The sequence below is a fragment of the Arthrobacter sp. 179 genome, from assembly GCF_052379645.1.
Lineage (GTDB): Bacteria > Actinomycetota > Actinomycetes > Actinomycetales > Micrococcaceae > Arthrobacter_H.
The window spans coordinates 55,160-77,024 of the sequence record NZ_JBQSYU010000014.1 but is presented as its reverse complement, the minus strand read 5'-3'; the positions used below and the strand labels follow the sequence as shown (position 1 = coordinate 77,024).

The 21,865-nt window shown below is 68.0% G+C and carries 24 protein-coding genes and 2 tRNA genes; 9 read left to right on the top strand and 17 right to left on the bottom strand.

Annotated features, from left to right (window positions below):
* Positions 1–3: 3 nt before the first annotated feature.
* The 5 genes from rlmB to ACT3UE_RS10085 form a co-directional block, all read right to left on the bottom strand.
* A complete protein-coding gene (gene rlmB, locus ACT3UE_RS10105) occupies positions 4–993 on the bottom strand; it encodes a 23S rRNA (guanosine(2251)-2'-O)-methyltransferase RlmB (RefSeq protein WP_444554142.1) in 990 nt (329 codons plus the stop codon).
* Positions 994–1,092: 99 nt separating this feature from the next.
* Positions 1,093–2,556 carry a cysteine--tRNA ligase gene (gene cysS, locus ACT3UE_RS10100; RefSeq protein ID WP_444566651.1) on the bottom strand — a complete coding sequence of 488 codons (1,464 nt, stop codon included), beginning with the start codon at positions 2,554–2,556 and terminating at the stop codon, positions 1,093–1,095.
* Positions 2,557–2,565: 9 nt separating this feature from the next.
* A complete protein-coding gene (ispF, locus tag ACT3UE_RS10095) occupies positions 2,566–3,063 on the bottom strand; it encodes a 2-C-methyl-D-erythritol 2,4-cyclodiphosphate synthase (protein WP_444554144.1) in 498 nt (165 codons plus the stop codon).
* Positions 3,060–3,842, bottom strand: a complete 783-nt coding sequence (gene ispD / locus ACT3UE_RS10090; protein ID WP_444554145.1) for a 2-C-methyl-D-erythritol 4-phosphate cytidylyltransferase — start codon at positions 3,840–3,842, stop codon at positions 3,060–3,062. Before ispD ends, ispF begins: the two co-directional genes overlap by 4 nt.
* A 98-nt stretch (positions 3,843–3,940) precedes the next feature.
* Entirely contained in the window at positions 3,941–4,423 is a 483-nt protein-coding gene (locus tag ACT3UE_RS10085) for a CarD family transcriptional regulator (protein WP_086995109.1), read from the bottom strand.
* Positions 4,424–4,730: 307 nt separating this feature from the next.
* Between ACT3UE_RS10085 and ACT3UE_RS10080 the strand changes: the two genes are divergently transcribed.
* Positions 4,731–5,264, top strand: a complete 534-nt coding sequence (locus ACT3UE_RS10080; protein ID WP_444554146.1) for a hypothetical protein — start codon at positions 4,731–4,733, stop codon at positions 5,262–5,264.
* A 100-nt stretch (positions 5,265–5,364) separates the two neighbouring features.
* On the opposite strand, the gene ACT3UE_RS10075 is transcribed toward ACT3UE_RS10080, so the two are convergent.
* Together ACT3UE_RS10075 and ACT3UE_RS10070 are read right to left on the bottom strand one after the other, a co-directional pair.
* Complete coding sequence (locus ACT3UE_RS10075) at positions 5,365–6,045, bottom strand: response regulator (RefSeq protein ID WP_444554147.1); 681 nt, start codon at positions 6,043–6,045, stop codon at positions 5,365–5,367.
* On the bottom strand, positions 6,042–7,277 hold the full coding sequence (locus ACT3UE_RS10070; protein ID WP_444566650.1) for a sensor histidine kinase: 1,236 nt from the start codon (positions 7,275–7,277) through the stop codon (positions 6,042–6,044). The genes ACT3UE_RS10075 and ACT3UE_RS10070 overlap by 4 nt, the downstream gene beginning before the upstream one ends.
* A gap of 178 nt (positions 7,278–7,455) precedes the next feature.
* On the opposite strand from ACT3UE_RS10070, the gene phoU reads away from it, so the two are divergent.
* Positions 7,456–8,115 carry a phosphate signaling complex protein PhoU gene (gene phoU / locus ACT3UE_RS10065; RefSeq protein WP_444554149.1) on the top strand — a complete coding sequence of 220 codons (660 nt, stop codon included), beginning with the start codon at positions 7,456–7,458 and terminating at the stop codon, positions 8,113–8,115.
* A gap of 85 nt (positions 8,116–8,200) precedes the next feature.
* Here phoU and ACT3UE_RS10060 read toward each other — a convergent pair whose 3' ends face one another.
* Positions 8,201–8,947 (bottom strand): phosphoglyceromutase, encoded by a 747-nt coding sequence (locus ACT3UE_RS10060; protein ID WP_444554150.1) that lies wholly within the window; start codon positions 8,945–8,947, stop codon positions 8,201–8,203.
* Between the two features lie 195 nt (positions 8,948–9,142).
* Here ACT3UE_RS10060 and ACT3UE_RS10055 point away from each other — a divergent pair, with 195 nt between their 5' ends.
* Positions 9,143–9,892: a class I SAM-dependent methyltransferase gene (locus tag ACT3UE_RS10055; RefSeq protein ID WP_444554151.1), complete on the top strand. Its 750-nt coding sequence runs from the start codon at positions 9,143–9,145 to the stop codon at positions 9,890–9,892.
* Here the strand turns inward: ACT3UE_RS10055 and ACT3UE_RS10050 are convergent.
* Positions 9,889–10,200 (bottom strand): DUF2516 family protein, encoded by a 312-nt coding sequence (locus ACT3UE_RS10050; RefSeq protein WP_444554152.1) that lies wholly within the window; start codon positions 10,198–10,200, stop codon positions 9,889–9,891. The two genes, ACT3UE_RS10055 and ACT3UE_RS10050, sit on opposite strands and share 4 nt — an antisense overlap.
* Before the next feature lie 36 nt (positions 10,201–10,236).
* Positions 10,237–11,382: a trans-sulfuration enzyme family protein gene (locus ACT3UE_RS10045; RefSeq protein WP_444554153.1), complete on the bottom strand. Its 1,146-nt coding sequence runs from the start codon at positions 11,380–11,382 to the stop codon at positions 10,237–10,239.
* A gap of 89 nt (positions 11,383–11,471) precedes the next feature.
* On the opposite strand from ACT3UE_RS10045, the gene tmk reads away from it, so the two are divergent.
* The 4 genes from tmk to ACT3UE_RS10025 all read left to right on the top strand — a co-directional run bounded on the left by tmk (position 11,472) and on the right by ACT3UE_RS10025 (position 14,992).
* Positions 11,472–12,125 (top strand): dTMP kinase, encoded by a 654-nt coding sequence (gene tmk / locus ACT3UE_RS10040; protein WP_444566654.1) that lies wholly within the window; start codon positions 11,472–11,474, stop codon positions 12,123–12,125.
* Positions 12,122–13,312, top strand: a complete 1,191-nt coding sequence (locus tag ACT3UE_RS10035) for a DNA polymerase III subunit delta' (RefSeq protein WP_444566649.1) — start codon at positions 12,122–12,124, stop codon at positions 13,310–13,312. The genes tmk and ACT3UE_RS10035 overlap by 4 nt, the downstream gene beginning before the upstream one ends.
* Positions 13,309–14,832 (top strand): alpha/beta hydrolase, encoded by a 1,524-nt coding sequence (locus ACT3UE_RS10030; RefSeq protein WP_444561354.1) that lies wholly within the window; start codon positions 13,309–13,311, stop codon positions 14,830–14,832. Before ACT3UE_RS10035 ends, ACT3UE_RS10030 begins: the two co-directional genes overlap by 4 nt.
* A gap of 84 nt (positions 14,833–14,916) precedes the next feature.
* Positions 14,917–14,992 (top strand) — tRNA-Thr (locus ACT3UE_RS10025).
* 112 nt (positions 14,993–15,104) lie between these two features.
* Here the strand turns inward: ACT3UE_RS10025 and ACT3UE_RS10020 are convergent.
* Both ACT3UE_RS10020 and ACT3UE_RS10015 read right to left on the bottom strand, forming a co-directional pair.
* On the bottom strand, positions 15,105–15,305 hold the full coding sequence (locus ACT3UE_RS10020; RefSeq protein ID WP_444566648.1) for a hypothetical protein: 201 nt from the start codon (positions 15,303–15,305) through the stop codon (positions 15,105–15,107).
* 170 nt (positions 15,306–15,475) lie between these two features.
* Positions 15,476–15,832, bottom strand: a complete 357-nt coding sequence (locus tag ACT3UE_RS10015) for a GNAT family N-acetyltransferase (protein WP_444554157.1) — start codon at positions 15,830–15,832, stop codon at positions 15,476–15,478.
* Positions 15,833–16,172: 340 nt separating this feature from the next.
* On the opposite strand from ACT3UE_RS10015, the gene ACT3UE_RS10010 reads away from it, so the two are divergent.
* Positions 16,173–16,472 (top strand): DUF4193 family protein, encoded by a 300-nt coding sequence (locus ACT3UE_RS10010; RefSeq protein WP_444554158.1) that lies wholly within the window; start codon positions 16,173–16,175, stop codon positions 16,470–16,472.
* Between the two features lie 89 nt (positions 16,473–16,561).
* On the opposite strand, the gene ACT3UE_RS10005 is transcribed toward ACT3UE_RS10010, so the two are convergent.
* The 4 genes from ACT3UE_RS10005 to ACT3UE_RS09990 form a co-directional block, all read right to left on the bottom strand.
* Positions 16,562–17,407: an aldo/keto reductase gene (locus ACT3UE_RS10005; RefSeq protein ID WP_444561352.1), complete on the bottom strand. Its 846-nt coding sequence runs from the start codon at positions 17,405–17,407 to the stop codon at positions 16,562–16,564.
* A 75-nt stretch (positions 17,408–17,482) separates the two neighbouring features.
* Positions 17,483–17,938, bottom strand: coding sequence for a hypothetical protein (locus tag ACT3UE_RS10000; protein WP_444554160.1), 456 nt, complete (start codon positions 17,936–17,938; stop codon positions 17,483–17,485).
* A gap of 2 nt (positions 17,939–17,940) precedes the next feature.
* On the bottom strand, positions 17,941–18,516 hold the full coding sequence (locus ACT3UE_RS09995) for a bacterial proteasome activator family protein (RefSeq protein WP_444554161.1): 576 nt from the start codon (positions 18,514–18,516) through the stop codon (positions 17,941–17,943).
* Between the two features lie 52 nt (positions 18,517–18,568).
* Positions 18,569–19,546: an NAD(P)H-quinone oxidoreductase gene (locus tag ACT3UE_RS09990; protein ID WP_444561357.1), complete on the bottom strand. Its 978-nt coding sequence runs from the start codon at positions 19,544–19,546 to the stop codon at positions 18,569–18,571.
* A gap of 132 nt (positions 19,547–19,678) precedes the next feature.
* On the opposite strand from ACT3UE_RS09990, the gene ACT3UE_RS09985 reads away from it, so the two are divergent.
* Positions 19,679–19,766, top strand: a tRNA-Ser gene (locus ACT3UE_RS09985).
* Between the two features lie 63 nt (positions 19,767–19,829).
* On the opposite strand, the gene ACT3UE_RS09980 is transcribed toward ACT3UE_RS09985, so the two are convergent.
* Positions 19,830–21,830: an FAD/NAD(P)-binding protein gene (locus ACT3UE_RS09980; protein WP_444554162.1), complete on the bottom strand. Its 2,001-nt coding sequence runs from the start codon at positions 21,828–21,830 to the stop codon at positions 19,830–19,832.
* Positions 21,831–21,865: the final 35 nt, after the last annotated feature.

Below are 21,865 nucleotides of genomic sequence, written 5' to 3'. Positions count from 1 at the left end.
AGCTCAGTCGTTGCGCAGGCGCGCGATCTCGTAGAGCGTGATACCCACCGCCATGGAGGCGTTCAGCGATTCCATCGCGGATTCGATGGGGATCGAAACGATCTGGTCGCAGTTCTCCTTCACCAGACGCGACAGGCCCTTGCCCTCGGATCCGACGACGATGCACAGCGGTTCGGTGGCCAACGGCAGGCCGGTCAGGTCCACGTCCCCGTCCCCGTCGAGTCCGACGACATACACCCCGGCCTGCTTCATGGCCTTGAGCGTGTTCGTCAGGTTGGTGGCGCGGGCCACGGGGACCCGGGCCGCTGCCCCGGCGCTGGTCTTCCATGCCGAGGCGGTCAGTCCGGCGGAACGGCGTTCCGGGACGATGACCGCGTGGGCGCCGAAGGCCGAGGCCGACCGGATGATGGCCCCGAGGTTGCGCGGATCGGTGATCCCGTCCAGGGCGATGAACAGCGGGGTGTTGGCCAGATGGCCCTTGGCCACCTTCGCCAGTGTCGCCTTCACCGTTTCCAGTGCGTCCGGGTAGTCGTAGGGAGGCACCTGCAGGGCCAGGCCCTGGTGGATGGATTCGTCGGTCATCCGGTCCAGCTCGGGTTTGCCGGTTTCCATGACGGCCAGTCCCCGGTCGGCGGCCAGCTTCAGGATCTCCCGCACCCGGTCGTCCACATCGATGCGGATGGCCAGGTAGAGCGCCTTGGCCGGGATGTCGGCGCGCAGCGCCTCGAGCACCGAGTTGCGTCCGCTGACCATTTCCTCGGCGTTCCTGCTGCGGCCACCGCCGCGGCCGGCGGGGCGTTGGCGGGTCGCGCCGGGCTTGGCGGCCGCCCGCTCGGCGAGCTGGCGGCTGCGGTAGGCCTGATGGTAGGTCCGCTCCTCGGCCTTGGGCGTGGGGCCCTTGCCTTCGAGTGACTTGCGGCCGTGGCCGCCGGTGCCCACGGTGGGGCCCTTCTTCTTCTTCGGTGCGCCGCCGTGACGCTTGGGTGTTGCCATGGGATGAAATCCTCGATGTTGGTGGGGTCGGGGTCCGCGCGGTCGCAATACCCGCCAACCTTCCATTTTACAGGTGGAACGGCAGGTTTTTGACGAACCCTATTTCAGCGTCCACCGGGCCCCGTCCGCGGAGTCCTCGACCACGACGCCGGCGGCGGACAACGTATCGCGGATGGTGTCCGCCCTCGCCCAGTCCTTGGAGGCGCGGGCCTGGTCGCGTTCGGCCAGTTGGGCCCGCACCAGATCGTCCAGGACGGCATTGCCGGGGACGGCCCCGTCGCCGGCGCCGACGGCGTCGTCGAGCCCGAGCGTGGAGGTCATGGCCATGACCTGTTGCAGCGCCCGGTCGGCGGCGGGCAGATCACTATCGGCCAACGCCGTGTTCCCCGCCCGGACCACCTCGTGCAGTGCGGCGAGGGCCTGCGGGACGTTGAGGTCCTCGTCCATGGCCGCGGCGAAATCGTCGGTGACCGCGAAATGCTCCAGCTCCAGGTCGAAGTCGGCCCCGGCGTCGACCGCGTAGAGACGGTGCAGCGCGTGGGAGACGAAGCTGTCGATGCGTTCCAGGGCCGCACCGGCTTCCTGCAGCGAGCTGGGCTTGTAGTCCAGCTGGGAACGGTAGTGGGCCTGGCCCAGGAAGTAGCGGACCACGCGGGCCGGAGCCTGCTCGAGCATCTCCTCGGGGGAGATGGTGTTGCCGATCGATTTCGACATCTTCTCCCCCTCGTAGGTGACCATCCCGTTGTGCATCCAGAAGTTCGCGAAACCGTCGCCGGCCGCCGTGGACTGGGCCAGTTCGTTTTCGTGGTGCGGGAAGCGCAGGTCCAGGCCGCCGCCATGGATGTCGAAGGAGGCCCCCAGGTATTTGCGGGCCATGGCCGAGCATTCCAGGTGCCAGCCGGGGCGTCCGCGACCCCACGGGCCGGGCCAGGAGGCGCTGGCCGGGTCGGTGGATTTGCTGCCTTTCCACAACGCGAAGTCGCGGGGGTCGCGTTTACCGCGCGGGTCGGCATCGGCGGCGTCCTGCAGGTCCTCGAGCCGTTGCCGGGTCAGGGCCCCGTAGTCGGGGAAGGACCTCACGTCGAAGTAGACGTCGCCGGAATCGTCGTCCGCGGGGTAGGCGTGCCCGGCGTCGATGAGGCGGGTGATGAGTTCATGCATTTCGGTCACATGGCCGGTGGCCCGCGGTTCGTAGGTGGGCCTGCGGACACCGAGTCCGTCGTAGGCCCGGGTGAAGGCCTGCTCGAACCGGTAGGCCAGGGCGAACCATTCCTCCTCGGGGAGGTAGTGGTCGTCTCCCTCGAAGTCCCCGGCGAAGGAGGCGGCTGACTTGTCGAGGATCTTGTCGTCGATGTCGGTGACGTTGCGGACCACATCGACCCGCAGGCCGCGGTATTCGAGCCAGCGCACGAGGATGTCGAAGGCGATGGCCGACCGGACGTGCCCGACATGCGGGACGCCCTGGACCGTGGCACCGCAGTAGTAGAGGCCCACCCGTCCCGGTGTCAGCGGGACGAAGTCGCGGACCTGTGCTTGCCTGGTGTCATAAAAACGGATGCTCACCGCACCAGATTAGCTGACGGGCGGGTGGACCAATGCCGTGGCGTAGACGGTCAGCCCCTCACCGGCCCCCTCGTAGCCGAGCCCGTCCGAGGTGGTGGCGGTGACGGTGATGCTGGCCCCTGCCGCCGCGGAGAGCACCGCGTTGGCCTCTTCGCGGCGTGCGGCGAATTTGGGTCGCCGGGAGACGAACTGGATGGAGACGTTGCCGATCTCCCAGCCCGCCTGACGCACCAGCCGGGCCGCTTCGGCCAGCAGTCGGGGGCCTGAGGCGCCGGCGAATTCCGGCCGGTCGGTCCCGAAATGGGTGCCCAGGTCCCCGATCCCTGCGGCGGAGAACAGGGCATCGCAGGCGGCGTGGGCCACGGCGTCGCCGTCCGAGTGGCCGCTGAGCCCGCGTTCGCCGGGCCAGTGGAGCCCGGCCAGCCGGAGTTCGCGCGTCCCGGTCTCGTCGAAGGCGTGCACATCCACACCGATGCCGGTGCGCGGGATGAGGGGGCGGGGGGTCATGGCTGCTCCTGGGAGGGGGTCGACGGGGTGCGGCTGGCCAGCAGGGCCTCGGCCAGTAGGAGGTCCAGCCCGGTGGTGATCTTGAAGGCGTCGGCGGCCCCGGGGACCACGAGCACCTCCGATCCAGTGGCTTCCATCAACCGGGCATCATCGGTGATCGCTTCGGCTTCGGCCGCGCCCAGCGTCGCGGCCCCGGCATGGGCGGCGTCCAGGGCCCTGGCGTCGAAGCCCTGGGGGGTCTGGATGGCGCGCAGCCCCGAGCGGTCGGGGGTTCCGGTGACCCGGTGGGCCCCGGGGATCCCGGCGGTTGCCGGGGCCTTCGGGTCGATCGATTTGATGGTGTCGGATACGGCGACACCGGGGACGACGGCGGTGGCCCCCGCGGCGAGGGCCGCGGCGACCCGGACGAAGACGTCGGCAGGGGTCAGGCAGCGGGCGGCGTCGTGGACCAGCACGTGGTCGACGTCGCCCAGTTCCGCCAGGCCGGCCCGGACGGAGTCGTTGCGTGAGGAGCCGCCCGTCGCCGTGGACAGCGGAATAGCCGCCTTCCGGGCGGCCTCCGCGCAGAGCTCGAGCAGCCGCTCCTCCCCCGGCGGGAGCACCACGACCATTTCGTGGGCGGTCCGGGAGGTCAGGGCGGCCCGGAGGGCGTGTTCGAGCAAGGTCGTCCCGGCCACTTCGACCAGGGCCTTGGGGATCCCGTGGCCCAGCCGGGTGCCGGAGCCGGCGGCCACGAGGATGATGCCGACACGGGGCCCGGTGGAGGTGGTTGCAGTCACGGGTCCAGCTTAGCGGCGGGCAGCAGAAAGGCCCGTCCACCCGGGTGGGTGGACGGGCCTTTCGACGTACGTGGACGGCCGTGCTGGACGGCCTTCCCTTAGGAGGCCAGCACCTCGTCGAGGACGATTTCCGCCTTCTCCTCATCGAGCTTCTTGGCCAGGGCCAATTCGCTGATCAGGATCTGGCGCGCCTTCGCGAGCATGCGCTTTTCGCCGGCCGAAAGTCCGCGGTCGTTGTCCCGGCGCCACAGGTCGCGTACGACCTCCGCCACCTTGACGACGTCCCCGGAGGCCAACTTCTCCAAGTTGGCCTTATAACGGCGGGACCAGTTCGTCGGTTCCTCCGTGAATTCGGCACGTAGGACATCAAATACGTGATCCAGGCCTTCCTGATCAACGACGTCCCTCACGCCGACCAGGTCTACATTCTCTGCCGGAACCTCGATTGTCAGATCGCCTTGCGCCACCTTGAGCTTGAGATACATCTTCTCTTCGCCCTTGATGGTGCGCATTTTGATCTCTTCGATCTTCGCCGCACCGTGGTGAGGGTAAACAACCGTCTCGCCAACCTCAAAAACCATCTGGATAAACCCCTTTCCCACCATCAAGTTTACCATGAAATACCCCTGCCCTCGGCGAGTTGCCGGTCTTCCTCGGGAAAGGGGACCATAATCAGCCCTTGTCATTTCGGGGATTGATGTTATGTGCGCGCGGTCGGCCGCGGTCCGCTTTAAAACAGGGTTGCTTCATCCGGGGTGCGGCCGAGTCATACTTTTGCTGCGATACCGATTAGGCTGGGGCCAACGCTTATTCACGCCCTGACGCGGGATCACTCGTCCGCAGGGGTGCGACAACACCAGAGATGAACCTTATAGAGGAGTTTGTGCCGTGATCACCGCACAGAAGTTCCGCGGCCGCCGAACCGCATCCGTTGCTGCCGCCGCCCTGCTGGCGGTCGGCCTGACCGGTTGTGGCGCAGTGAACCAGCAAGCCACCACGATGCACTACGCGGCCTCGGATGGCATCGTCTTCGACGTCGCCGATGTCGAGGTGCGCAACCTGCTGCTGGTCACCAACACCGCCGATGAGCCGGCCCGCGCCATCGGCAGCCTGATCAACGACACCTCCGAGCCCGCTTCGGTTGAGCTGGTGGTCGACGGTACCTCCACCAAGATCAAGGTTCCGGCGAAGACTTCGCTCAAGCTCGAGGACGACGAGAACAAGACCGTCATCCCCCAGGCCGGCGCCGAACCCGGATCCCATGTGGACGCCACCCTGAAGGTCGGCTCCAACAGCGTCCAGGAATCGATCCCCGTGGTCAACGGTGCCCTGCCCGAGTACCGCCCGTTCCTTCCGGAGGGCTACAACAAGGACACGGTCAAGCATCTGGAGCCCACCAAGCCGATTCTCGACAGCGAGTAATCCTCCACCACGGCTGGAGATGGCCGGGGCCCGTGGAAGTTCTTCCACGGGCCCCGGCCATTGCTCTCTGGTCCTGCTGCCGGGGCGCCCCGGCAGCTGCTCAGGACTCGAACTTATAGCCCAGCCCGCGCACCGTCACCAGATGCACCGGGGCCGCGGAGTCGGGTTCGATCTTTGAGCGCAGCCGTTTGACGTGCACATCGAGCGTCTTGGTGTCCCCGACGTAGTCCGAGCCCCAGACCCGGTCGATCAGCTGGCCCCGGGTGAGCACGCGCCCGGCATTGCGCAGCAGCATCTCCAAGAGCTCGAACTCCTTCAACGGGAACGACACCGCCTCGCCGTGCACGCTGACGGTATGCCGTTCCACATCCATCCGCACCGGCCCGGCCTGGATGGTGGAGGCCACCAGTTCCTCCGGTTCGCCCTGCCGGCGCAGCACGGCCCGGATCCGCGCAATCAGCTCCCGCGCCGAATAGGGTTTGGTCACGTAGTCGTCGGCGCCGATCTCCAGACCCACGACCTTGTCGATTTCCGCGTCCTTGGCCGTCAGCATGATCACCGGGACCGATGAGCGCTGGCGCAGCTGCCGGCAGACCTCGGTGCCGGATTGGCCCGGGAGCATGAGGTCCAGCAGGACCAGATCGGCCCCGTTGCGGTCGAATTCGGTGACGGCATCGAGGCCGTTGTCGACGACCTGGATCTCGAATCCCTCCTTGGTCAGCAGGTATTCCAGCGGGTCGCTGAGCGACTCCTCGTCTTCGACCACCAGGATGCGGGTCAAGTTCGGTCTCCTTCTGCAATCGCCCGGCGCGCCTCGGCGTCGCCGGTCGGATGGTCGGTGGCGGTCTCCACGCCCGGGGTCGGCCCCTGGTCGTGTGCCGCCCCGTGGGCGTCTTCGTGCCGGGGCATGCGCACCGTGAAGGTGGAGCCCTGCCCCGGGCGGGACCACAGCGTGACTTCGCCGCCGTGGTTGGAAATGACGTGCTTGACGATGCTCAGTCCCAGGCCGGTGCCGCCGGTCTGGCGCGAGCGGGCGGCATCGACGCGGTAGAAGCGCTCAAAGATGCGTTCCTGTTCCTCGGGGGCGATGCCGGGGCCCTGGTCGGTCACCGAAACCTGCACCAGCCCGTCGCGGGAGCGCACGCCCACCCCGACGTTGGTGCCCTCGGGCGAATAGCGGATGGCGTTGTCGATGAGGTTGCGGAAGGCGGTCATCAGCAGATCACGCTCCCCGAAGATCCGGTCCCGGGTCTCCCCGCCGACGGTGATCGTGATGGCCTTGCCCTCGGCGGTGAGCCGGTTGCGGTCCACGGCTTCGGCCACGATCCGGTTCACATCCACCGGTTGGCCCTGCAGGACGACGTCGGTGCCCTGCAGGCGGGACAGTTCGATGATGTCCTGCACCAGGGCCGCGAGCCGATGGGCTTCCTTATACAGCCGGGTGGAAAAGCGTTTGACCGCCACTTCGTCATCCGCGGCCCCGTCGATGGCCTCGGAGAGCAGCTGGATGGCCCCCACCGGCGTCTTCAACTCGTGGGAGACGTTGGCGACGAAGTCATTGCGGATGGCCTCGGTGCGGGTGATCTCGGTCCGGTCGTCGGCCAGCAACAGGATGTATTCCTCGCCCAGCGGAGCCACGCGCACATGCACCACGATCGTCCCCTGGCCCAGCGGGCCCAGGGGCAGTTCGAACTGGCGTTCCTCGATGACCCCGTCCGAACGCACCCTGCGGGCCAGGGCCAGCAGTTCCGCATGGACCACGGTGTGCCCGCGGACCAGCCCGTAGGCATAGGCGGCCGGATTGGCCCGGACGACCCCGTCGATGTCATCGACCACGACGAAGGCCCGTCCGACGACGGAGAGGATCTCCGCGGCGCCGTCGGGCAGTGTCGGCTCTCCGACGTCGGTCACCGCCTCGCGCTGCAGGCGGCTGTAACGGTAGGCCAACAGACCCACGACGCCCAGCGCCAGCCCCACGAGCCCGGCGATCACTATGATCAGTGCATCATCCACGATCCCACCCTAACCGGGCCGCTGTCCGGCTCCTGCCCCTCGGGACGGGCCCCGGCGCCCATTCACCGAATGTTCATGCGCGAGGGCCCGGAGGTTAACGTTGGGGTGGCAGTGTTGATGACTACAGTGCCCGTCCCCTGCCTGACCGTGGGGGAACACCATGATGAAAGGACACCCCATGCGCAAGGTCTTCCAGGCGGAACTCCTGACGATCGGTGAGGAACTGACCCAGATGGCCGGACTCGTGGCCGATGCCATGGAACGCGCCTACACGGCGTATGCCGAGGCCGATACCGAGATCGCCCAGGAGGTCATCGCCGCGGACGCCCGGGTGGACTTCATGCAGACCCAGCTCGATGAGCGGGCCATCGACGTCCTGGCCCTGCAGGGACCGGTGGCCTCGGATCTGCGCATGATCGTCGGTTCGCTGCGCATGAGCGCCTCGCTCGAGCGTATGGGCGATCTGGCCCGCCACGTCGCCCAGCTCACCCGGCTCCGTTTCCCGGTCCCCGTGGCCCCGGCCTCGGTGACCCCCGTCTTCGCGGAGATGGCCGGACTCGATGTGCAGATCGCCCGGAAGCTGATCACCCTGCTCGAAACACGGGATCTGGAGATCGCCCGGGAGATCGTGGCGCTCAACGCCCGGATCGACGACCTGCACGCCAGCGTCTTCAAGACCGTCGCCGGCCCCGAGTGGAACGAGTCGGGGCCCCGCACCGCCGATGTGACCCTGACCAGCCGCTATCTGGAACGCTACGGCGACCACGGGGTCTCCGTGGCCCGCAAGGTCAACTACCTGGTCACCGGGGAATGGGAGCCCGGGAGCGCGGCACTCTGATCCACCTCTGACACAGCCGGGGCCGGTCCGCGTCGATACGCGGGCCGGCCCCGGCTGTGTGGTCTGGATTCCTCCCGGGAACGGGCTATTTGCGTCCCTGGTTGGCAACGGCCTGGATGGCGTCGGCCGCCGCGTCCGCGTCGAGGTAGCGTCCGCCGGGGGTGACGGGGGTGAAGTCCTCGTCCAGTTCGTAGACCAGCGGGATGCCCGTGGGGATGTTCAGCGAGGCGATGTCCTCGTCCGAAATGCCGTCGAGATGCTTGACCATGGCCCGCAACGAGTTGCCGTGCGCGGTGACCAGGACCGTTTTGCCGGCCTCCAGATCGGGGCGGATGGCACTGTTCCAGTAGGGCAGCATCCGCTCGAGCACGTCCTTGAGGCATTCGGTGCGCGGCGCGTCATCGCCCAGGTCCGCGTAGCGGCGGTCCCCGATCTGGGAGAACTCGGAGTCGTCGTCCAGCGGCGGCGGCGGGGTGTCATAGGAGCGACGCCATTCCATGAACTGCTCCTCTCCGAACTCGGCCAGGGTCTGGGCCTTGTCCTTGCCCTGCAGGGCCCCGTAGTGGCGCTCGTTCAGCCGCCAGTCACGCCGGACCGGGATCCATGAGAGATCCGCGGCTTCCAGGGCGAGGTTGGCCGTGATGGTCGCGCGTTTGAGCAGCGAGGTGTGCAGCACGTCGGGGACGAGGCCGGCCTCGGTGAGCAACTCACCGCCGCGGATGGCCTCCGCGCGTCCCTTCTCGGTCAGCGGCACGTCGTACCAGCCGGTGAAGAGGTTCTTTTCGTTCCATTCGCTCTGCCCGTGGCGGAGCAGGATCAGGGTGTGCGTCATGACTTCATCCTATCGGGCGTGAAGTCGGTTACTTTCACCGGCTTCTGGTCATGACGGGGCCCGGGGCGGGTCTATATTTTTTTCGTGGTGCAAAAGTCTCGAAGACTCGGCGGCCGGCATCAGGCCGGACGCCCTGTGGGCAACCCCACCCGCGGGACGACGAATCCGAACAGGATGCGTCGGGTGGACCGCTGGATGACCGGCACGCAGAACTTCCGGCTCCGCCCCGATGTCACCGGCGCACCCCCGATCTGCGTGGATCTGGGCTACGGGGCCTCCCCGCGCACCGCCGTCGAATATTTTCAACGTCTGCGTGCGGTGAACCCCCTGGTCTGCGTCGTCGGACTGGAAATCGATCCCGGCCGGGTGCTGGCGGCGAAGCTGTTGGAGGTCGAGGGGCTTTCCTTCGCCGTCGGTGGTTTCGAGATCCCCACGGACCGCAACCCCCTGCTCATCCGGGCCTTCAATGTCCTGCGTCAATACACCGAGGACGATGTGGCGGCCATCTGGTCTTCGCTGGCCGCCCGGCTGGATCCTGCGGGGCTGCTCATCGAGGGGACCTGCGACGAGATCGGTCGGGTGAGCACCTGGGTGGGCATCTCCCCCGAGGGTCCGCTGACCTTGAGCATCTCGATTCGTTTCGGTGCCGTCCAACGCCCCAGCGAGGTGGCCGAACGCCTGCCGAAGGCGCTGATCCACCGCAACCATCCCGGCGAGCGGGTCCACGATTTCCTGGCCGCGGCCGATGCCGCCTGGCTGGCTACGGCGCCTTGGTCCACGTTCGGGCAGCGGCAACGCTGGATGGCCATGTGCCGGGCCCTGCGGGCGGCGGGCTGGCCGGTCCGTGATGGCCCCTCACGGTGGCGATTGGGCGAATTGACCGTGGACTGGGCGTGTGTGGCCCCGCGGACGGGGTCGTTGGCGCTCCAGGAGCCGGGGCTCTAGTAGTTGTAGTATCCCGGGGCGCCCCTGCCGCCCACGGCAGGCCGCACGTCGGCGAGGTAGACGCAGCTGATACAGGCGGCGATCAATTGCAGGAAACCGGCGCCACCGGGGCCGAGGAAGCTGAAGACGCAGACCACGGCGGCCACGCCGGTCATGCCCATCCAGAAGCCCTTGGTGCGCTTGTTTTCGCGTTCGTAGTTCTGCGCCGGGTGGCGCAGGGCATCGATGAAGGCCCACAGCCCCAGGACCAGGGCCACCAGGCTCAGGGCCTTGAAGAGATAGATCTCGAACAACAATGCGGTTTCCACGTCTGCCAGTCTAGGGGAACCGCAGCCGATCCGTCTTTAGCGCGTGCTCTCCAGCGCGGCGCTCAGATCGTTCCACAAGTCCTCGACGTTCTCGATGCCCGCGCTGAGCCGGATCAGGTTCGCCGGCACGGTATCCGGCTCCCCCGGGTGGCGCCGCCGGCGTTCGGCCAGGGACTCGACCCCGCCCAGGCTCGTGGCCGGGGTCCACAACCGCAGGGCGGCCAGGACCGCCTCGGCGGCCGCTTCTCCCCCGGCGACGGTGAGGCACAGGATCGAGCCGAATCCCTCCATCTGGGCCGCGGCCCGGGTGTGCCCGGGGTCCGCTTCCAACCCGGGGTAGCGCACGGCCTCCACCGCCGGATGGGCGTCGAGGCGGCGGGCCAGCTCCCCGGCGTTGGCCTGGGCGCGTTCGACCCGCAGAGCCATGGTCCGCAAGCCGCGCAGGGTCAGCCAGGTTTCGAAGGGTCCCGGGACCGCCCCGTGCAGCGAACGGTAGGCATGGAGCGTGCTGCGCAGCTCGGCATTGCCGGTGATGACGGCCCCGAGGACGACGTCGGAATGCCCGCCCATGTACTTGGTCGCCGAATGCACCACGACGTCGGCGCCGAGCTCCAGCGGACGCTGCAACAACGGCGTGGAGAAGGTGTTGTCCACGACGCAGAGCACCGAGGCGGCGCGGGCCCCGGCAGCCAGTGCGGCGACGTCGGCGACCTCGAGCATCGGGTTGGTCGGGCTTTCGAGCCAGAGCATGTCGGCGCCCTCGAGCAGGGCCAGGGTGGCTTCGGTGTCCTCGACATCGGCCAACCGGACCTGCAGTCCGATGCGGGCCTGCAGATCGGCCACCAATGACAGCGACCCGTTGTAGCTGTGCCGGGGGATGACGATGGTGCCGTTGCGGGGCAGCAGCGACATGGCCGAGGCGACGGCGGCCATGCCGGAGGCGTAGACCAGCCCGGGCAGCGGGCAGGATTCCAGTTGGGCCAGGGCCTCTTCCAGCGGGTCCCAGGTGGGGTTGGAGAACCGCGCGTACGTCCGCTCCCCCTGGCCCGGGGTCCCGGTGCCCACGAAGGTGGAGGAGAGCACGATCGGTGGATTCACCGGCGCATCGGGTTCGCGCGGGGGCCGTCCTGCGGCGACGACGACGGTATCCGGGGCAAGATCCTGCGGGTGTGAAGTGGGCATGTCAGCATCGTAGACCGCCGGATCGGGCCCCTTCGAAGTCGCGACCGCGTATTACCGGCCCGGGCCGATAGGCTGAACGGGTGAATGAAATGCAGCGCGCGCCCGGAGCCCTGTTCGTCGTCCTCGAAGGCGGCGATGGTGCCGGCAAATCCACCCAGGCCGCCCTGCTGGCCCGCAGGCTCCAGGACGGCGGCCGCGAAGTCGTCCGTACCCGTGAGCCGGGAGGCACCGTCATCGGCGAGGAACTGCGTTCCCTCGTGCTCGAACACGACCGCGGCGAGGTCGATGCCCGCACCGAGGCCCTGATGTTCGCCGCCGCCCGCGCCGCCCATGTCCAGCAGCTCATCCTTCCTGCCCTGGGGCGCGGGGCCACGATCATTTGCGATCGCTTCATCGACTCATCGGTCGCCTATCAGGGGGTCGGACGCGGGTTGGGGGCCGACGAGGTGCTGCGGCTGAACCGTTGGGCCACCGACGGGCTCCGCCCGGATCTGACCATCCTGCTCGACGTCGATCCGTTGGCCGGCCGGCAACGCCGCACGCAGGGCCACGGGGCCGAGGACCGGCTCGAATCCGAGCCCGACGACTTCCATACCCGCATCCGTCGAGCCTTCCTGGAGCGGGCCCGGAACGACGACGGCGCCTACGTGGTCCTCGATGCCTCCTTGGAGGTCGAGGACCTGGCCGCCCGCATCGCCACGGCCGTGGACACCGCGCTCCAGGCTGCCGGGGCCTCGTCGTGAGCGCCCCCGCCGAACTGACCGGGGTCTGGGCCGACCTGCCGGGACAGGATGCGGCCATCGGCGCCCTGCAGCGGGCCGCGGCCCTGGGCGCCCCCTCCCATGCGTGGCTGTTCACGGGCCCTCCGGGGTCGGGTCGTTCGAATGCCGCCCGGGCCTTTGCCGCTGCCCTGCAATGCGATGCCCCCGATCCGCACGACCGGGGGTGCGGGCAGTGCCACGCCTGCCGCACCGTCATGGCGGGCACCCACCCCGACGTCTCGCTGATCGCCACGGAGAAGGTCAATTACCAGATCGTGGATGTCCGTGAGCTGATCACCCGGGCCCAGGACCGGCCCTCGGCGGGTAAATGGCGGGTCATCATCGTCGAGGACGCCGACCGGATGACCGAGCGGACCACCAACGTCCTGCTCAAGTCCATCGAGGAGCCCCCACCGCAGACCGTGTGGATCCTGTGCGCCCCGAGCCCGGCCGACGTGCTGGTGACCATCCGTTCACGCTGCCGGCCCATCACCCTCGGCGTCCCCTCCCGCCAGGCGGTGGCCGAACTGCTGGTCCGCCGCGACGGACTCTCTGCCCACGACGCCGATTTCGCGGCCCGGGTGTCCCAAAGCCATATCGGCATCGCCCGCCGGCTCGCCCGCGATGACGGCGCACGACGGCGCCGCGATCAGACCGTCCGCATGCCCCTGCGGTTGAATTCGGTTTCCGATGCGGTGGTCGCCGCCGGGGAGCTGGTGAAGCTCTCCACCGAGGAGTCCACCGCCTCGGCGGAGGCCCGGGCCCTCGCGGACACCGCCGCCCTGCGCGAAACCCTGGGCCTGGAGGCCGACTCCCCCGTCCCCCCGCAGCTCCGTAGCCAATTCAAGGCCCTCGAAGAGCTCAATAAGCGTCGGGCCAAACGGGGGGTCAACGACTCCCTGGACCGCGCGCTGATCGACCTGACCACCGTCTACCGCGATGTGCTGACCCTGCAGCTGGCCAGCGGGAGCGAACTGGTCAATGACTACCTGTCCCGCGAACTCACGACGGTGGCCCACCGCACCACCGCCGAAGAAACACTGGCGCGCATCGACTACATCTCCGAGGCCCGCCGTCGCATCACCGCCAACGTCCAACCGCTGCTGGCCATGGAGGCCATGATGGCCGGGCTGCTGCCGGCCAGGAACCAAGGAGACACCACCGCATGATTCCCACCCGACGACGGCTGCGCTGGGCGGCCGCTGCGGCCGCCTCGTTGTTGCTCCTGACCGCCTGCAGCAGCCAACCCGCCGACGACGCCGCGCAGCAGTCCGAGGCGGCCATGCCTTCGGCTCCGGCGGACCTGGGGAAGTACTACTCCCAGGACGTGGACTGGACGAGTTGTTCAACACAGTTCGAATGCGCCGAGGTGGAAGTGCCCCTGGACTACGAGCAGCCGGATCAGAAGTCCATCGACCTCTCCGTCATCAAGCTCAAGGCCAGCGGGAAGAAGCAGGGGACCCTGCTGGTGAACCCCGGCGGCCCCGGCGGCTCCGGGGTGGATCTGGTCGAGGATGCCGGGACGTTGATCTTCTCCGCGGATCTGCGCTCCGGCTACGACCTGGTGGGCTTCGACCCCCGCGGGGTCAGCCGGTCGGCGCCGGTGAGCTGCCGGACCGATGCCCAGCGCGATGCCGATCGCACCCTGGAGATCGACCCCGACACCAAGGCCGGGTTGAAGGAGCTCGAGGAGGAAAGCAAGGAGTACGCCCGGGATTGTGCCGAACGCTCCGGTGCGTCCTTGGGCCATGTCGACACGATCAGCTCCGCGAAGGACCTGGACATCCTGCGGGCCATCAGCGATGCCCCGAAGTTGGACTACCTGGGCTTCTCCTACGGAACGAAGCTCGGTGCCACCTACGCCGATCTCTTCCCCTCCCACGTCGGGCACATGGTCCTGGATGGGGCGATGGACCCTTCGCTGACCAACGAGGAAGTCACCCTGGGCCAGGCTGAAGCCTTCGAGAAGGCGATCACCAGCTACCTCGAGGAGTGCCTCCGCACGCAGGACTGCCCCTTCGACGGGGATGTCGACCAGGCCCGCGACCAGCTCCGGGACCTCTTCGATTCCGTCGAGGAGTATCCGTTGACCGCCGAGGACGGGCGGGAGGTCGGCATCAACGACTTCGTCAGCGGCTTCCTGGTGGCCTTCTACGAGGACGCGTACTGGCCGCAACTGACCGACGCGCTGAACTCCGCGGTGGCGGGGAACCCCACCGCGATGCTCGAGTTGGCGGATATGAGTGCCAGCCGCAACGAGGACGGCTCCTACACCGGCAATGCCGAAGCCGCATTCACCGCGATCAACTGCCTGGACTACCAGGTGGACACGAGCATCGACGGACAGCGCCAGGACGAGAAGGACCTCATCGAGGCCTCCCCGACGATCGGCAAATACCTGGCCTTCGGCGGTTTGGCCTGCAAGGACTGGAAGTTCGAACCCACCGGGGAGGCCGCCCCGGTCTCGGCGCCCGACGCCGCCCCGATCGTCGTCATCGGCACCACCGGCGACCCGGCCACCCCCTACCAGTGGTCCAAGGCGCTGAACCAGCAACTCGACTCCTCCGTGCTGGTGACCTTCGCTGGCCGCGGGCACACCGCCTACGGTCGCAGCAACGAGTGCATCGGCGACGCCGTCGACGACTATTTCCTGGACTCCACCGTCCCCGAGGATGGTTTGAAGTGCTGACGAAGAGGCCGGCGGCAGCGCCCGTTTTGACCGCTGGCGAAATGCTCCTATAAACTATCGGCTGGTGGCCCTCCAGGCCACCGTGCCTCCTTAGCTCAGTCGGTAGAGCGTTTCACTCGTAATGAAAAGGTCGCCAGTTCGATTCTGGCAGGGGGCTCCACCACGAAGAACGCCATATGCCTTGACCACCCAAGGAAATGGCGTTTTTTCATGCGCTGGTTGACCGCGCGAACCTCCCGGGCCCTGATCGATGGGCCCACCCGGGCCTGCTTCTACCGAAAGTTGCTGCCGGGGCCTGGCCCGCCGAATGTTTCCCATTCGGGCTCCTGCTCGTTCCGGCGCGTGGTGCGGATCGCCAGAACGATGCTGAGCAGCACGGAAATACCGATGGAAACGAGCAGACGGTGTGCCGTCGACAGATCCGTGTAGACGTCCACAATGATGTTGGATCCCACCGCGGTCAACGCGACCATGATTCCGTTTCGAGTCGCCTTCATGCACCCCAGCATGGCAGGGAAACGCCCTGACCTGGGCAGTTACCCCGAATCACTCCACATCATGGATCCCTACGGAGCATCCCGTGACAGTGTTCACGCCCCCGGCACGGGCGGTGAGGGTGGGCGCCGAGCACTCGCAGGCGTCCCTAGTTCATGGGCCGGTAGGTGGTGTCGTCTTCGTGGAGTTCGAAGATTTTCGGCGCCCCCTCCTCCCCGGCCACGGCCTCCATGAACATCCGGCCCAGGTTGCCCGTGAGCGAGACGATGTACTGCCGGTCCCGCCCCAGATGGTCGAACACGGTGCTCATCATGTCCTTGGCGATACCGTGCTTGCGGTATTCGGGGGCGACGATGAAGTCGCCCAGATAGGTCAGCCGGGAATCCTCTTCCCAACTCCGGTAGGCGGCTTCCCCGACGTTCGTGCCGTCTTCGGTGAAGGCTGCCAACCAGCCCGATGATTCTGTTGGTGGGTCGCCGACCCAGCGGATGCTAATCGTCGTCATCCCTACATCTTGGCAGGTTGTGGCTCCTCCGCAATACCGTAGACTTCGAGATTTCTTCCGGAAACCTCCATCCGGGCCGGCCGCGGGAAGCACGGTCTTCCAGTTCGGCCCCCCGATACGGTGCGTCCGGCACGGGCCAGTGGCAGCTCTGCGATCGGTTGGTCCTGCCCACTGGGTTCAGCGGGGCACCGCGGCCCTGGGGGGTTGTTCATTGGCCGGTATCGACGCCCCTGGCATCGAAGGCTGTGAGTTGAAACACCTTTCAAAAAATCGATTGGCTTTGAGGCCGATGTTGGCCTAATATGTCGCTTCCTACCACACGAAATACCAGGAGTACCGCATGGCTGTCGACTACGACGAAGTCCGCCCCGATGTCGCTGAACGAAGCGAAGAAACCCTCAAGCAGGTCAAGGCGATGGACGCGCCGAACCAGAAGACTGCCGTCCAGCAATTGGACGAGGACGAGCCGCTTGATGGCGGTGAACTGCCCGGAGCCATCATTGATGACGAGTTGGTCGTCCAGGTCCGGCCGCAGGGCCAGGACGAGTTCACGTGCGGCGAGTGCTTCCTGGTGCGCTACCGCTCGCAGCTGTCCCGCGAAAAGAACGGCGTGAAGATCTGCCGCGAATGCGACGGCTGATCAGCCCCGACCCATCGTCGCCTTGCACAGGAAAGGCCCGTCACCCCACGGTGACGGGCCTTTCCTGTTTCAGGGGTGGATCCGAGCGGTTACTCGAAATCGCTCTCTGCGGGGTCCGGGCCGATACGCCCTTCCTCGCCCCGATCCAGTCCGTTGATCGCGGCGATGTCCTCCTCGTCCAGCGTCACGCCCAGGGACTCCCAGTTCTCCACGATCCGTGACGGGGTCTCCGACTTGGGGATCACCACGAGTCCGAGCGCCAGATGCCAGGCGATCACGATCTGGGCGGGGGTGGCGTCGTGCTTGACGGCGATATCGGTCAGCACCTGGTGCCCGAGCAGTTCCGAGCCCAGGCCCAGCGGGGACCACGACTGGTGGAGGATGCCCCGAGAGGCCTCGTACTGACGCAGTGCGGTCTGGGGGAAGAACGGGTGGGTCTCCACCTGGTGGACGGCCGGGACCACCCCGGTGGCATCCTCGAGCTCCTGCAACGCCTCGGCGGTGAAGTTGCAGACGCCGATGGACCCCACGCGACCTGACTTCTGCAACTCGATCAGGGCCTTCCACGTGTCGACGTGCTTGCCCTGCTTCGGCTGCAGCCAGTGGATGAGGAAGAGGTCGACGAAGTCCATCCCCATGCGCTCCAACGACGCGTCGAAGGCGTCGAGGGTCTGCTGGTAGCCCTGGTCGGCGTTCCAGACCTTGGTGGTGACGAACAGCTCGGACCGGTCCAGGCCGGAGGCGGCAACGGCGCGGCCCACCCCTGCCTCGTTGCCGTAGATGCGGGCGGTATCCACATGGCGGTATCCGGCGTCGAAGGCCAGGGAGACGACCTTCTCCGCGACGTCGTCCTTCACCTTCCAGACCCCGTAGCCGAGCTGGGGGATGGTCCTGCCATCGTTGAACGTGAGTTTCGGTGATTCGTAGGTGGTCATCGGCCCATCCTGCCACCGCCATCCGCGGGGGAGGGAAGCGTGCCTCGGCTCTCCGCGTTCGGCGAACGCCCGGCCTCAACCGGCGTCGGCGAGCGCCTCTTCGGCGAGGCGGACCCCCTCGACCACCAGATCGGCACGGAAGGCCACGTTCTCCAGACCCGCGGAGTTGTATCCCCACCGTTCCCCATCCAGTCGCGACATGGCGGCGGCTTGGGCTGCCGCCGCCAGGTCGTTGGCCGCCTTGGACAGGGCCCGGTGGACCGAGGCATGGCTTCCCGGGATGTCCTGTCCGGTGCTGGGCCGCTGGGTCTGGGCTGCCATGCATACGGCGCGGACCCTCGGTTGCAGGTCCGCCAGGTGGTTGGCGATCATCACCAGGGCATTGTGCAGGTCATCGGCTTCGATGCCTTCGAGGACCTGGTGGAAACGGTCCAGTCCCCGCCCGAAACGGTCGTTGGCCCGACGCCAGACACCATCGCCGAGCTCCTGGTCATCGCGGCGGGCACCGCGCATCCGAGCAACCCATCCCATGCTCAGAGGTACTGTCCCGGTCCGCCGTCGGTGTCCTCGTCCGGCGCCTCCCCGGCGCCCGGCCGGCCCGGGGCCACCCGTTCGGGTTCCCCGCGTTCGTTGATGACGATGCCGGGGGCCACCGGGGTCCCCGGCGGCAGCTCGCGCAGCTGGATGCGCCGGGCCAGCTGTTCGCTGGCGACCTGTTGGGCGGCCAGAGCGGTCTGGATCCCGTGGAAGACCCCCTCGAGCCAGCCCACCAGTTGCGCCTGGGCGATGCGCAATTCGGCTTCGGTGGGGGTCTGGTCCTCGGTGAAGGGCAGGCGGATCCGGTGGAGTTCCCCGACCAGTTCGGCGGAGAGCCCGGATTCGAGTTCGGCGACCGAGCGTTCATGGATATCCGCCAGGGTGGCCCTGGCGCCGTCGTCGAGCGGGGCGGTCCTGACCTCTTCGAGGAGCTGCTTGATCATCGAACCGATGCGCATGACCTTCGCTGGTTCCTCCACCAGCCCCTGGACCCTGAAGGAAGACGGGGCGGCGTCCGTCCCGGCCCCGTCGGCCGGGGCGGGCGGAGACTGCGGCTTCTCGTGTTCGTTCATGCTTCCATCTTGCCACGACGCGCTCGGGCCCGTCCCGGTCCCCCGGGCGCCCCTAGACGGTCAGCAGGATCTTGCCCCGGTGTTCCCCGGAGTCGAAGTATTCGTGGGCGGCGGCTGCTTCGGCCAACGGGAAGGTCTTCTCCACCACCGGACGGACCGTACCCTCCTCGACCAGCGGCCAGACCCCGGTCCGCACCCCCTCCACGACCCGGCCCTTGGCCTGAAGGCTGCGGGCCCGCAGGGTGGTGCCGATGACGCGCAGGCGTCGGGTCATCAGCCGGGCCAGGTTGAGCTCGGCCTTGGCCCCGCCCTGCAGGGCGATGACCACCAGCCGGCCGTCGGGGGCGAGGACCTCCAGATTCCGTGCGAGGTACTTCGCTCCCATGATGTCCAGGACGACGTCGGCCCCGTGGCCATCGCTGATCGTGCGCATCCGTTCGACGAAGTCCTCCTCGCGGTAGTTGATCCCGTCCACGGCACCGAACCCCCGGCAGTAGTCGATCTTCCCGGCACTGCCGGCGGTGACCACCACCTGGGCGCCGTAGGCGGTGGCGAGCTGGGTGGCCATGGTGCCGATGCCCCCGGCCCCACCGTGGATCAGGGCCCACTGCCCCGCGGACAGCCCGGCCTCCATGAACAGGTTCGACCACACGGTCGACGCCACCTCCGGCAGCCCGGCGGCTTCGACCAGACCGATGCCCTGCGGGACCGGCAGGACCTGGACGGCCGGGACCGCGACGTACTCGGCGTACCCGCCGCCGGCCAGCAGCGCACAGACACGGTCACCGGCGTCGTACCCCTCCACATCGGGGCCGCTGGCGGCGATGGTTCCCGAAACCTCCAGGCCAGGGACGTCGGAGGCCCCCTCCGGCGGCGGGTAGTTTCCCTGCCGTTGGGCGACATCGGCGCGGTTCAGGCCGGCCGCGGCGACCCGGATCAGCACTTCCCCGGCCCCCGGGGTCGGGACCGGGCGTTCGGCCAGGCGGATGACCTCGCTGCCCCCGGGTCCGGAATACTCCACGGCGCGCATGGTGGTGGGCAGATCGGCTGCGGTGTTCGGGCTCAATGGCTGGATCCCTTCAACATGGAAATCGGTGTCCACCCCGAGCCTATCGCCCACGGTTTTCCTGCCCGGGGCCGCTCGCGTATAGTTCTCATGTCTGGAAGGTTGTCCGAGCGGCCTATGGAGCTGGTCTTGAAAACCAGTGTGCGGCAACCCCGCACCAAGGGTTCAAATCCCTTACCTTCCGCGTCGAGGCAGGGAAGCCGGTCCATCATGGACCGGCTTCCCTGCCGTCGTTGACGCCCGGAACTCAGATCCGGGCGGCCATCCTCAGCACCTCGGAAGCCACGGCATCCGCATCCCCCAGCGTCCGGGCCCCTTCGGTGAAACCGGCGCCGGCTTCCGCGGCGATCGCGGTCCCCCATTGCACGCTGGACAGTTGCAGCCCCAACACGAAGATCCCGCGGTGGGCGATCCCTGCCTGGTCGACGAGCCGGTAGGGCTGTCCGACGACGTCGAGCCCCGACCCGTACACCCCCTCGCCTTCGGGGTTGAGCATCAGGCGGGGCCGGGCCATCCCCTCGGCCCACAACTGTTCCAGCAGGGGCGAGGCGCTCTGGGCGACCCGGTTGGCGGGCATCATCGCCTCGACCATGTACCGGGCGGTGATCGGTTCGTCCTGCACCCACGGTGAGGAGGCGGCAAAGCAGGCGGCCTCCTCGTCCAACGAGAACACCGGGTCGGGGCCGATGAACTGCACGATGCCGGCACGCGCCAACGCCGCCAGTTCCTCGATCCGTTGCAGGGGCGGACCACTGGCCAGTCCTTCGACCAGGGGTTCGAACCAGCGGCCGAGCTCGTCGAGCCGGCTGGCATCATCGACCATCCCCTCGGCGACGAGTCGTTTGATGATCCCACGGCCGGCATTCAACGCACCGATCGCCATCTTCAACGGGTCCTCCTCCCCGCGGGCCGAGGTTTCGGCGTCGTGTTCCAGATAGGCCAGCACCGCCCCCTGGTAGGCGGAGTGGCCCACGAATCCCCGGTCGGCGAAGGGGTGCCCCAGTCCGGCGACGTCGAGCCAGCGGACCCCGGGGGCCGCCCGTTCGACGAGTTCGCGGGCCACCGTGCGCCAGACTTCCTGGCCGTTCACATGCGGGGCGTCGAGGATCTCGTCGAGTTCGGCAAGGAAGGGGCCGGGCTCCTCGAACAGTTCGGGTGAGACGCGGGCCAGCGTCGCATAGTAGGTATGCAGCACGTCGCGGTGCAGCAGCGGCCAGACATGGGCGTTGAAACCGACCTTGCCCCTCGGTTCGCCCGGCGCCCCGTCGGCGGCGAGGGCATGGACGGCCTCGAAGCTCAGATGGCGCAGGGACACCGAGGCCGGAAGATAGGAGTCGATGCACGCCTTCGCGCGGTAGGGGGCCCCGCGTCGCGAGGCGGCATGCAGGATTGGTTCGCTGCCGCTGCCCCGGTATTCGAGGGCATGGCCCGGGCCGTCACCGGTGGAAACATAGGATCCGCCGCGGCCGACGGTCATCGCGGTCATCGCATCGAAGAAGTTCAGCCCGAGCCCACGCACCAGCACCGGTTCCCCGGCCGGGTAGAGCCCCCAATCCACGTCGGCAGGCACATTCGGGCCTTGGTAGTGCAAACCCACGGCGGTGGCGCGTTCCCCGGCGGTGCGCTGCAGCGGGTTCGGGTGCGCCGGAACATGTCCGACGGCGAGCACAACGGCTTCGGCCACCAGCTCGGTCACTGCGGGCCCCGACCCCGCTCCCCCGTCCAGGGTCAGGCGGTAGCCGTTGGCTTCGCGGCGGAGGCAGGTGGCTTCGGCACGGATCACGGTGAATGAGGCGACGGCCGGATGGGCCTGGAGCCGGGCCCGTACCCGGCAGAACACATGGCGCAGGTACCTCCCGTAGATCGCCCGGCTCGGGAATCCGCTGGCGGACAGTCCAGCCAGTTCGGCCCGTTCCGCCGGATCCAGGTCGGCGCCGTCGCCGCCCCCGACCCGGAATTCCTCGAACGTCAGTCCCGCCGCGTTCCCGGTCCCGCGTGGCGGGGCGACCGTGGGGTAGAGCGCCGGGGTGTTCATCAAGTAGTAGCGCGGCTGTTCGGGGGCCCAGACGTGCCCGGGCCCGGGTTCGCAAGGGTCCACGACCGTGATCTCCAGGCTCCGGGCCGGAGGCGTGTCCTCGGCTCCGCGCCGCTGGTCGGCGGCTTCAAGCCGGGCCAACACCCGTTCCAGGGTCGAGGTCCCGCGGGGTCCGGAACCGACGATCACCAGGGTGAACGGGGGTGCTGCCACGTGCTGCTCCTTCGCTTCGGCCGTGCGGATGCCCC